Source organism: Roseivirga sp. E12 (assembly GCF_017592825.1).
Taxonomy (GTDB): domain Bacteria; phylum Bacteroidota; class Bacteroidia; order Cytophagales; family Cyclobacteriaceae; genus Roseivirga.
Map to the genome: position 1 here is coordinate 1 of NZ_JAGFMD010000003.1, position 11673 is coordinate 11673.

The window sequence follows — 11673 nt, forward strand, 5'->3', positions numbered from 1 at the left end:
GTTCCTCTTCCCAGACCAGAAACATCCTTGGTGGTAGATCCTTGATTCCACGAATAGCTATAAGGAGCTGAACCACCCGTCACAGTCAACTGAACTGCTCCTTGACTGTCTCCGAAACAGTTTTCGTCTGTGACAACACCTGAAACTGCCAAGGCCGCTGTTGGCTCGTTTACTGTATAAGTATTTACCGATTGACATCCATTAGCATCTGTCACCGTCAGCGTATAGCTTCCACCCGTAAGATTGAACAAGTCTTGGGTGGTTCCCCCCCCTGACCAACTGTAAGTATAGGGGGCAATTCCCCCAGAAACGGATATATCAATGCTACCATCTCCATCTCCAAAGCAGGCGACATCTACAACATTGTCCACTACATTGAGCGCCAAGGGTTGAGTAATTGTAAAAGCTCTATTAATGGAGCAACCTCGAGCATCTGCAATTGTGACGGTATAACTTCCCGCCACTACATTATTAAGGTCTTCGGTTGTCACTCCATTTGACCATGTGTAAGTATAAGCTCCGGTTCCACCAGTAACTGTAAGATCAATGCTACCGGTATTGTCTCCATTGCAAAGCACATTCACTTGTGTTCCACTTGATTGTAGAGCGGCTGGCATGGCGATCGTGTAGTTTTCAACAATACTACATCCATTGGCATCAGTAATTGTCACTTGATAACTTCCGTCCGATAGACCAAAAATATCTTTGCTCGTAGACCCTGTGTTCCAGCTATAGCTATAAGGTGCCGTACCTCCTGCAGGAGTAAGTTGAATGCTTCCGTCACTTCCACCGAAGCAACCAATATCGGTTACAACTGCGGCTGTGCTCAAAGCAGCCAAAGGCTGCGTTACTGTAATTGTTTCGACCAAAGAGCACCCGTTAACATCGGTGACGGTGATTGTATAATCTCCAGCAGTCAAGCCAGAAATATCTTCAGAATTGCTCGCATTGGACCACGCATAGGTGTAAGGAGCAGAGCCTCCACTGACGGTAATATCTATGGCGCCATCAGCCAAACCAAAACAACTGACATTATTTAAGGAATGCCCAATACTTAAGACTGCAGGTTCCACAATGTTAAAAGCCTGATTGGTAGTACAGCCTCGGGCATCCGTAATATTTACCGTGTAATTTCCCGGAGCAAGACCGGTTACATCTTCTGTGGTTTCGCCATTTGACCAAGCGTATGTATAAGGTGCTTCACCACCCGAAACAGTGATATCAACGGTTCCATCATCGGCTCCAAAACAGGAGACATCAGTCTTGGTGCCTGCCAATACGAGCACTGGTGGGTCGGTAATTACATAAGTGTCATTAATGGTACAACCGTTATTGTCTGTAATGGTAACCGAATAAGATCCTGCCGGAAGGCTATTTAAGTCTTCGGAAGTACTGCCATTTGACCAGTTGTATGTATAGGGTGCTGACCCACCCGTGACAGTTAGATTGATAATACCATCAGCGGCACCATTACATGTAATTTGTTGTACAGCCTCAGTCTTAGAGAGTGCACTGGAAGGTTGAGTAATTGTAAAATTATCGTTGATGGTACAACCATTTACATCTGTAATAACAACGGAATAGTTTCCCGCAGGAATATTAACAAGATCCTCGGTGAGGGCTCCATTAGACCATAAAAATGAGTACGGGGCTACTCCTCCTGAGATGGAGAGGTTTATAGCACCCGTACTCTCACCAAAACAACTAACGTTTTGTACTACATCAGAGGACGCTAGTTGAGCAGGTTCAATAATCGTTATACTTTCAACGTCCATACACCCATTGGCATCGATGACGGTAACCGTGTAGTTTCCAGGCGTAAGACCTGTTCTAGTATTTGAGGTAATGGATCCATCGTCTGCCCAGCTGTAAGTGTAAGGACCTGTGCCTCCTGATACCGCGACCGATATAGTACCATCATTGGCTGCATTACAGGTAATGTCTGTTTTGGATGGTGATGCTGCTAAAGGCGCAGGTTCAGTAATTGTAAACCCTATTGACTTGATACAGCCATTGGCATCAGTAACAGATACCGAATAGTTGCCTGGGGCAAGACCTGTGATATCTTCAGTAATCGCACCTGTATTCCATGAATAACTATATGGACCCGCACCCCCTGTTACTGTCACATCAATCGATCCATTATTTGATCCATTACAAGTTGCGTTGGTCTCGGTTCCCGATAAGTTCAGTACCAATGCCGGTTCGGTGATGGTAACATTCAAAACTGTCGTGCAACTTGAAGCATCTCTTACAGTGACACTGTAGTTTCCGGCAGCGACATTAGTCAAATCTTGTGTAGTAGCGCCATTTGACCATAGATAACTGTAAGGTGCGGTTCCACCTGAAGGTGTAATATCAATACCTCCTGTAGTAGCTCCCTTACAAAGGATATTGGTCTGTGTGAAAGCTACCCCAATTGGAGCTGGGTCGATGATCGTATAGTTTTCTACAATGGCACAACCTGCGGCATCTGTAATAGTAACTGAATACCCTCCTGCAGCTAATCCAGTAATGTTATTGGTAGTTGCCCCTGTATTCCAAGCATAAGTGTAAGGAGCCGTTCCTCCACTAACTCCCAAAAAGACACTCCCGTCAGCTGAGCCATTACATGATATATTATTGACTGTTGCATTGCCCACAAGGATGGCAGGTTCACCAAGTACAATGTTCTCCATAACCGAACAACCTCCTGCGTCAGAAACGGTAACTGTATATGTCCCTGCGACCAGACCGGTAATGGTTGGGCCTGAATCTCCGGTGTTCCAATTATAAATGTAAGGACCTGTACCATTCGATGCGGAGACTGTTATTGCACCATCCGCTCCACCGTTACATGTTGGCAAGGTGAGTACTGGGGCAACAGCAATTCTAGCGGGGTCAGTCAGCGTGAATGCCTCAAAATAGGTACACCCATTTGCATCTGTCACGGTTACGGAATGAATCCCGGCATTCAAACCAGTGGCAGTAGTGGTATTATCTCCGTTCGACCATAGATAACTATAGGGTCCTGTACCTCCTTGCATAGTTATGGTGATTGATCCATCGCTATTGCCAAAACAAGCTGGGTCTGTCTGCACATCAGACAGTTTAGAAAGTGCCATTACAGGTTGTGAAACCGTCAGGCCCACAGCCGTGGCGACACAGCCATTGGCATCTGTTACGGTCAGAGAATATGTTCCGGCAACACGATTATTAAGGTTTGTCCCACTGTTTCCTGTTGACCAAGCGTAGGTATAGGGTCCAGTTCCTCCAGAAACATTGCTTTGAATCCGTCCTGTATTATCTCCAAAACAGTCAACATCTGTAATAACAGGGTTTATGGTCAGTACACCGGGTTCAGTAACGGTGAATGTCTCCACATCGGTACAGCCAGCATTATCAGTAATGGTAACCGTATAGTTGCCTGCTGTTAATCCAGAAATGTCTTGGCTAGTGGCTCCGTTAGACCAGGAATAAGTGTAAGGAGCGACACCCCCCGCCACCGAAAGATCGATCGCTCCATTGGCATCCCCATTACAGAGGGCATTTGAAATACTAGCCGTTGGAATGATTTCAGGAGGTGAATTGATCGTTAGTGTTGGAGTACTAATTGTACAGCCGGTACCTGATCTATCGATAATATCCAGTCTATAATCTCCCGCGGCAAGTCCTGTAATAGTGGCTGCCGTTCCAATGACCGCATTGTCCGAAAGCCTGACCCATTGATAAGTATAGGCTCCCCAGCCACCCGTACCTGTCGCTGTGATAGAGCCATCCGATGAGTTAAAACAAGTAGCATCCGTGGAAGAACCGATTGAATAACCAAGAAAATTAGCCGGTTGCGTAACCGTGAATACGATGTCTCCAGTACATCCGTCTTGGTCAGCCGTTCTCAGGGTATAGTTTCCAATTCCTAAGCCGGTTATGGTTATCACATTGTTTGGAAATGCAATCGATCCTGTGCCGATGGAAGACATTCCTCCATCAAATAATTCCCAATCGTAGCCCGGGTTGCCATTACCCATCGTCACTACAATCTGAGCATCCGAATCTCCTCGGCAGGTAACATCGTTGACCACAACAGTACCTACTAAATCAGGTGGGTTTGTAACCGTATAAGTTGCTGGCCCGGTAGAATCACCATTGCCGTCAGTCACTTCAACTGTATAATTTCCAGCCGTTAAACCACTCGCAATGAATGACGTAAAAGGCAATGTAGTACCCCCACTATCTTTCCATTCATAGCTATAAGGAAGAACTCCAGAAGTGACACTTATGGTAATTGAGCCAACGCAACTGTTAATGCTAACAGAGGAAATTACAGGACCTGCCTGCTCTTCCTCTTCTGCAGAAAAGACCTGTTTTGCAGTACATGAAAAAAGTATCAACAATAGAATTATTCTAAGGTAATACCTTTTGTTAGTTGTGACTGGCATTTTTGTGGTTGTTTAGCTTAGGTGAGTAATTACATTACCACATACTGAATATGAGGGCTTTAAACATAAGAATCAAGCCCGGTGCTAAAAGAAGGTCCCTTTGAATTGTGCAAAATTAGGGTGTCTTGCAGTGTGTTATTTTTTGTGTTTTTCCAACATTTGCTTTCGGCCTTCGAAAATGAAAATGTGAAAAACAGTTCCGTGTATTTCAGGCGAATAGCAGAAATCAAGGAGGCACTTAGATTCTTTCGAGCATTCTTCAGAAAAAAAAATTTGAAATATTTCCGCCTGTTAATTCTTGTTAAATGCCGAGGCCAGATTGTGACTTAATTTGGCTATGCCTCATATTTGCGAATTGCTAGCCATATAAAACCTTTGGCGCTCATGTAAGTATTATGGTTAGCATATTATCTATTTGATTATTTTAGCGCGCCTTAAGAATCGAAAATCATGGAAGAGGTTGTATCAAACGACTTAAAAAGAGAACATCAAGAAAAAATCAATCGCGTTGCTTCTGAAGTAAGCAAAATCGTTGTGGGCCAAGAGTATATGGTCAACCGATTGTTGATTGGCTTATTCACAAATGGCCATATTCTTTTAGAGGGTGTTCCGGGAATTGCGAAAACTTTAACCGTTAATACACTTGCCGAGGTTCTTCATTTAGATTTTCAACGTATTCAGTTTACCCCAGACCTCTTACCTGCTGACTTAGTGGGTACTATGATTTACAATCAGAAAAAGGCAGAGTTTGAAGTAAAGAAAGGCCCCATCTTCGGTAATGTAATTCTTGCTGATGAGGTTAACCGTGCTCCAGCCAAGGTTCAGTCAGCATTACTTGAAGCCATGCAGGAAAAAACCGTGACCATTGGTGAAACGAGTTATAAGCTGGACAGGCCATTTATCGTTTTAGCGACTCAAAACCCGATCGATCAGGAAGGAACTTACAGTCTACCCGAAGCACAGATCGATAGGTTTATGCTAAAAGTAAAGGTTGACTATCCTACTAAGGAAGACGAACTGGAAGTAATGCGTAGGATGGCCAACATGAAGTTCCATCCAGAAATCGAAACACTACTTACCAAAGAAGACATTTTCGCTATTCGCGATGAAGTGAATGCGGTTACTATTTCTGAGTCTCTCGAGAAATATATCATTGAATTGGTTTTCGCTACACGTCATCCAAAAGAGTATGGCTTAGACGAAGAAGCTTATTACATGCAGTTTGGAGCTTCTCCAAGAGCTTCCATTAACTTGAACCTTGCTGCCAAGGCGATTGCTTTCTTCAATCAGCGTGACTACGTGCTACCAGAGGACATCAAAGAGATTGCTTCCGATGTACTTAATCACAGAGTTATACTCAATTATGAAGCTGAAGCTGATGGTATTACCACCGAACAGATCATTGAGAAGCTCCTAAAGAAGATTCCAATCAATCACTAAGGTTCTCCTTAACATTCCGATAACCTTCCTAACACTTTGTTAAACAGAATAACAACTATTCTTAACAAAGGCGTAAACGCATTGTAGTTCCTATCATGTTGTTTTGGGTTTAGAAATTAAAACCTAATCAAAGACATGAAACGTTCTATTAATCAACTATTTAGCCTACTTTTTGTAGCCGCAACCGCACTGGTTGTTTCTGCATGTGGCGAAGATGATCCGCAAATTGCGGCTCCGGTGGTAAGCGGCCCTAATGAGGTCAGTGTTACCGAAAATCAATCAACAACAGTTACGTTCAACATCACCGTTCCTGGAGGCTACGCTGAAGCTTCAGTTACAGCAACAGGCGGTACAGCAACTGTAACTTCTCAGCCGGCAGTGGCAGCCGTTACTGGTACAGTTGAAGTGTCATATGCTGCTGAAAGCAATGGAGCGGGGTCCATAGTATTAACTGTTACTGATCAAGTGACAAATACTACTTCCTCTACAGTGGTAATTGAAATAGGAGATGTCCCTGATACATTCCAAACCACTGATATTACTGAAACCAGATCAATTGGTGGTAATGACGTGGAATTCAAGCAAACTCAAATCTCTGGTATCATCAATAGAGACTTCACCATGACAAGTGATGTTGCCTGGGTATTGAACGGTCGTGTGATTGTTGGTGCTGGTGCAACTTTGACAATTCAACCAGGTACAATAGTTAAAGGTACAAACGGACAAGGAGCTTTGGCTTCAGTACTACTTGTGGCAAGGGGTGCAGACATTCAAGCGAACGGTACTGCTGCAAACCCTATCGTTTTCACCTCTATTCTTGACAACGTTAATGTTGGCGAATTCAATTCTACTTTAGATATCGACAATGACCTTGGTCTCTGGGGTGGTGTATTGATCCTTGGAAACGCGCCAATCGTTGCTGAAGCAAACGAAGTACAAATCGAAGGTATTCCTTCTTCTGTAACTGAAGGTCTTTACGGAGGTAGCGATCCGGCAGACAACTCTGGTTCTTTCACATACTGCTCTATTAGATATACTGGTCAGCAATTAGGCCCTGGTAACGAGTTACAAGGTTTAACACTTGGTGGTGTAGGTTCAGGAACTGTAATCAACCATGTTGAGTCTATCAACTCCGCTGACGATGGTGTTGAAATTTTCGGTGGAACAGTTAACATTTCAAATTTTATCGTTTTGAACCCTGACGATGATGGCTTCGATGCTGACCAGGGATGGTCTGGTACTGCCGACAATATCGTTTACATCGGTGCCTCTACCTCTGCTGGTTTCGACTCTGACCACCCCTTCGAGTTGGATGGTCCTGAAGGAAACGATGCAGGTGAGCCTGAAATTGGAAAATTCACTAACGGTACCATTTGGGGTAGAAGTGCTTCTGACTTCGCTGACCTTAGAGATGGTGCTCAGTACGACTTAAAAGACATCTACTTCTTTGGTTTCAAAGCCGGTGTTGATTTAGAGCTTGACGCTGACGGATCTACTGATCCTAATGATGCTTCTAAAAAGCTTTCTGACAACACAACTAACTCTGATAACTATGCGAATGACATCATTGCCTTCTCTGGCCTGCAGTTTAACGGCCTTGATAGAGATGGTGCTACTTCATTCACAGATATCGCAACAATTTTAAATGACAAGTTGGATGCTTCTATTGCTTCTGTCGCTGACAGAGCCGCACAGGTAACCAACAACCAAGACGTAAAATTTCCAGGTGCTAACAGTATTGTTACCACCGCTAACAAGTCTGTAGGTGCAGATGTATCAGTATTGGGCTGGTCATACACCTCAGCATTAGGACTACTGGCCAATTTCTAATAAGAAAGACCTTAGCGCAAGAACTTTGCTCGTGAGCCTAGCTCACGGGCAATTTTATTTGATAAGAAATACTAACACTGATTTATAATGAAAACTCTAAAATTTGTTTTACTCCTATCTTTGATTGCTTTCGGTCAAAGTGCGTTTGCCCAGAAAGGGAAGATAAGAGGTACCGCTTATGAACGGTCTAATGGTGAAGGAATGTACAGTGTACAAATCTTCATACCAGAAGTAGCCCAAGGTTCAGTAACTGATTTTGATGGAAAGTTCGAAGTCGAGCTCGCACCAGGCACTTATACCGTCCAGGCTAAATTCATCGGTTTTACTACCGTTAATATTAGTGATGTAGTGGTCAAAGCCGGAGAGGTCACTCTTATTGAGGCGATCTGGATGGAAGAAGCCGTTTCTGAACTAGACGAGATTGTAGTAACAGCCGAGGCTATTCGTACTACAGACATTGCACTGTTGCAGGCCAAGCGAAAATCAACAAATCTAATTGATGGTATTTCATCTCAACAAATTAAAAGGTCTGGTGACAGTGACGTTGCTGGAGCTATCAAAAGAGTACCTGGTGTATCTATCCAGGGTGGACAGTATGTCTTTGTAAGAGGTTTAGGAGACCGCTATACAAAGACCATTTTGAACGGAATGGAAGTTCCTGGATTAGATCCAGACAGAAACGCCATCCAAATTGACATCTTCCCAACATCACTAATTGACAACATCGTTGTCTACAAAAACTTCACCCCAGACCTAAGTGCAGACTTTGTAGGCGGAACTGTAAATATTGAGACCAAGGATTTTCCGGATGAGAAAACTATGAATCTCTCTTTCAGTCTGGAGTATAACCCAAGCATGCACCTAAGAAATGACTTTCTAGGATACGCTGGTGGCGGTACAGACTTCCTAGGTTTTGATGATGGTACAAGAGGTTTACCATTTGACGGAAGAAATGGAGATATCCCTTCTCCAATCCTTCGTGACCCACAGACAGAGTCAATCACAAGGTCTTTTGACCCAACAATGGCTGCTTCTGAGCAGTCAAACTTTGCCAATATCAGCTTCGGGTTCTCTGCTGGAGACCAGCTTGATTGGAAAGGAAGAAAATTAGGTTACATCGCAGCGCTCAACTATAACAACTCTTCTACATTTTACGAGAATGCTATTGATGCTGCGGAAGTAAAGCCAAGCCAAAGAGATGACTTTGGTTTGATTTCAGATACAAGATTTGAAGGCGGACTCGGTATCCAAGATGTTCAACTAAGTGGTTTGGCTGGTCTCTCTTTGAAGACTGACAAAAACAAGTACCGATTCCAAGCAATGCACATTCAGAATGGAACTCAGCGTGCTGCCAATAGAACCAGAGTTCGTTCAAACAACAACTTTAATACAGCGATAGTTGACAACTTGGAATACACTGAGCGTTTCCTTACTAACTTTTTGTTAGCCGGAGAGCACTACTTCAACCAAAGGGATGCCAAGCTCGAGTGGAAAGTTTCTCCGACTTTCTCTACTATCAATGATAAAGACATCAGAATTACTCCATTTACAATCGATGATGGATCAATTGCTATTAACCCACAAGAAGGTGGGGAGCCTAATAGAATTTGGAGGTCGCTTACTGAGCAGAATTATGTGGCTAAAGCTGATTTCACTCAGAACTTTGCCTTCAGAGGTAGAGAATCAAAATTCAAAGTTGGTGTTAGCAATATTTACAAAACAAGAGATTACGAAATCCAGAACTTCGTTGCCTCTATCAGAGGAAGCCAAGACCTGCTTAATTTAGATTCCAATCCAGACAGATTGTTTGCAGAGGAGAACATTTGGACTCCAGACAGAGGAACAGGAGTTTATGTCCAAAACAACTTTAACCTTTCCAATGCTTACGAAGGCCGTATTAATACACTCGGTGCTTACGCCATGAGTGAGTTGGCGCTTACACCAAAGCTTAAGACCATTCTTGGCTTAAGAGTTGAGCAATATGATCAATGGTATACTGGGGTAAACCAAGCAGGCGCTAACCCTAATGATCCTACAGGAAGAGTCTTCGAAGACGACAAAGTGTTGAGTTCATTTGAGTTCTTCCCTTCTGTGAATTTCGTTTATAACGTTGTTGAGAATTCTAACATTAGAGCCTCTTACGCAAGAACAATCGCAAGGCCTTCCTTCAAAGAAAAGTCTACCGCAGAGATTCAAGATGTACTTACGGGCAGAACCTTCATTGGCAATATTGACCTAGTAGAAACTACTATCGACAACTTTGATATTCGTTGGGAGTACTTCTTCGGCCGTGGAGAAACTATCTCAATTGGTGGTTTCATCAAGGATTTCACTAACCCGATCGAGCTGATTAGATCTGAAACTGCTGCGAATGATTTCACTCCTAGAAACGTAGGAAATGCCGAAATCACTGGGGTAGAATTAGAAGTTAGAAAGAGCCTTTCTTTCATCACTCCGAAACTCGAAAACTTAACTTTCATCACTAACATCACAGTAACAGATGCGAAAGTGAACTTGAACGCTGCCGAGCAAATCGGTAGAATCAATGGTTTAAGAACAGGTGAGACCTTCAACTTGACAAGAGACTTCGTTGGGCAGCCTCCATACATTGTGAACGCTTCGTTTAACTATACTGACTTCGAAAACTTCTGGGAAGCCAGCGTGAGTTACAATGTTCAGGGAAGAACATTAGCTGTTGTAGGTGTTAACCGTACGCCTGATACTTATGATGTCCCTTTCAACAGCTTGAACTTCAATGTTCAGAAGAGTTTTGGACTCGATGGAGAGCACACATTTGGCTTAAGAGTTAATAACCTACTTGGCGACCTAAGAGAGAGAGAATTCGAGTCATTCGGTAGCGCAAATGCTATTGAAACGAGAAGAGACCCTGGAACATCGTTCCGATTAAAGTACAGCTACAACTTTTTAAGGTAGAGTAACTAATATAATGTCGAGCCCCTTCAGTAATGTTGGGGCTTTTTTTATGCCCAAAAGTCTATATTCGTAGAACATATTTACCTCGTTTTGCTTTTAACTATATGTCTCAAAAGATACTTATCACCGGAGGAACCGGGCTTGTAGGCTCCGTGCTTATTCCAATGCTAAAGGCTAAGGGTCACCAAATTGTTGTCCTAAGTCGTTCCAAGAAAAAACATCCTGATTACGAAGTATTCGAGTGGGACTATAAGCGCGAGTACATCGAAGAAGGTGCATTTAAAGGAGTAGATACTATTATGCATTTGGCCGGGGCAGGTGTTGCAGATGCCAAGTGGACTACCGAGCGCAAAGACGAAATCTACAATAGCCGGACTAAGGCGTCTCTGCTTCTCTTTAATGAGCTTCAGAAAAGAGAAAATCAGGTAAAAACCTTTGTGGCAGCCTCTGCAATAGGTCTCTATGGAGATGATACTGGCAATCAAATTATTAGAGAAAAAGCACCTGTCGGCCATAACTTTTTAGCTCACGTGACCGATGCTTGGGAAACAGCCACCAATAAAGTCAATGCATTAGGCATTAGACTTGTTCAACTTCGAATAGGCATCGTTTTGAGTAAGGAAGGGGGCGCTCTGATTGAATTGCTAAAACCTCCTGTAGCGGCACCGTTGGGTAAAGGAAGTCAATATATGAGTTGGATTCACATTGCAGACCTAGCCCAGATGTTTATGGAAGCAGCAGAGAACGAGAGCTATTCGGGCGCCTATAATGCCGTGGGACCTAGACCCGAAACTAATAGAGATTTTACCAAGAAAGCCGCTAAGGCTTTTGGAAAAATGTTCTTACCCATTCCTGTGCCTTCCCTTATTTTGAAACTTATGCTCGGTGAAATGGCTTCCATTGTTTTAGGTGGAAGTCGGATCAGTAGTCACAAGATGGAAGAAGCAGGTTTTAAATTTCGTTTTCCGAAATTGGAAAATGCATTGGATGACTTAAGCTCTAAATAGGTGCATGATTTATTAAATCAACCTTTGTTTGAGATACTCGTAAA

The 11673-nt window shown here is 43.3% G+C and carries 5 protein-coding genes; 4 read left to right on the top strand and 1 reads right to left on the bottom strand.

The window, feature by feature from the left end; translation table 11 throughout:
• The coding region (locus J4E76_RS09505) for a SprB repeat-containing protein (RefSeq protein WP_208503519.1) at positions 1-4418 on the bottom strand (4418 nt) is incomplete at its 3' end.
• A gap of 450 nt (positions 4419-4868) precedes the next feature.
• On the opposite strand from J4E76_RS09505, the gene J4E76_RS09510 reads away from it, so the two are divergent.
• The 4 genes from J4E76_RS09510 (at position 4869) to J4E76_RS09525 (ending at position 11629) form a co-directional block, all read left to right on the top strand.
• Complete coding sequence (locus J4E76_RS09510; RefSeq protein WP_208503521.1) at positions 4869-5858, top strand: MoxR family ATPase; 990 nt, start codon at positions 4869-4871, stop codon at positions 5856-5858.
• Between the two features lie 135 nt (positions 5859-5993).
• The gene (locus tag J4E76_RS09515) at positions 5994-7688 is read left to right on the top strand and encodes a hypothetical protein (protein ID WP_208503523.1); all 1695 of its coding nucleotides are present in this window, start codon (positions 5994-5996) and stop codon (positions 7686-7688) included.
• Positions 7689-7775: 87 nt separating this feature from the next.
• Positions 7776-10622 carry a TonB-dependent receptor domain-containing protein gene (locus J4E76_RS09520; RefSeq protein WP_208503524.1) on the top strand — a complete coding sequence of 949 codons (2847 nt, stop codon included), beginning with the start codon at positions 7776-7778 and terminating at the stop codon, positions 10620-10622.
• A gap of 104 nt (positions 10623-10726) precedes the next feature.
• The gene (locus J4E76_RS09525; RefSeq protein WP_208503526.1) at positions 10727-11629 is read left to right on the top strand and encodes a TIGR01777 family oxidoreductase; all 903 of its coding nucleotides are present in this window, start codon (positions 10727-10729) and stop codon (positions 11627-11629) included.
• Positions 11630-11673: the final 44 nt, after the last annotated feature.

Excerpts from the sequence above, each read along its gene's own strand:
- J4E76_RS09520 (WP_208503524.1), top strand. The coding sequence starts at position 7,776 with ATGAAAACTCTAAAATTTGTTTTACTCCTATCTTTGATTGCTTTCGGT.
- J4E76_RS09510 (WP_208503521.1), top strand. The coding sequence starts at position 4,869 with ATGGAAGAGGTTGTATCAAACGACTTAAAAAGAGAACATCAAGAAAAA.
- J4E76_RS09515 (WP_208503523.1), top strand. The coding sequence starts at position 5,994 with ATGAAACGTTCTATTAATCAACTATTTAGCCTACTTTTTGTAGCCGCA.
- J4E76_RS09525 (WP_208503526.1), top strand. The coding sequence starts at position 10,727 with ATGTCTCAAAAGATACTTATCACCGGAGGAACCGGGCTTGTAGGCTCC.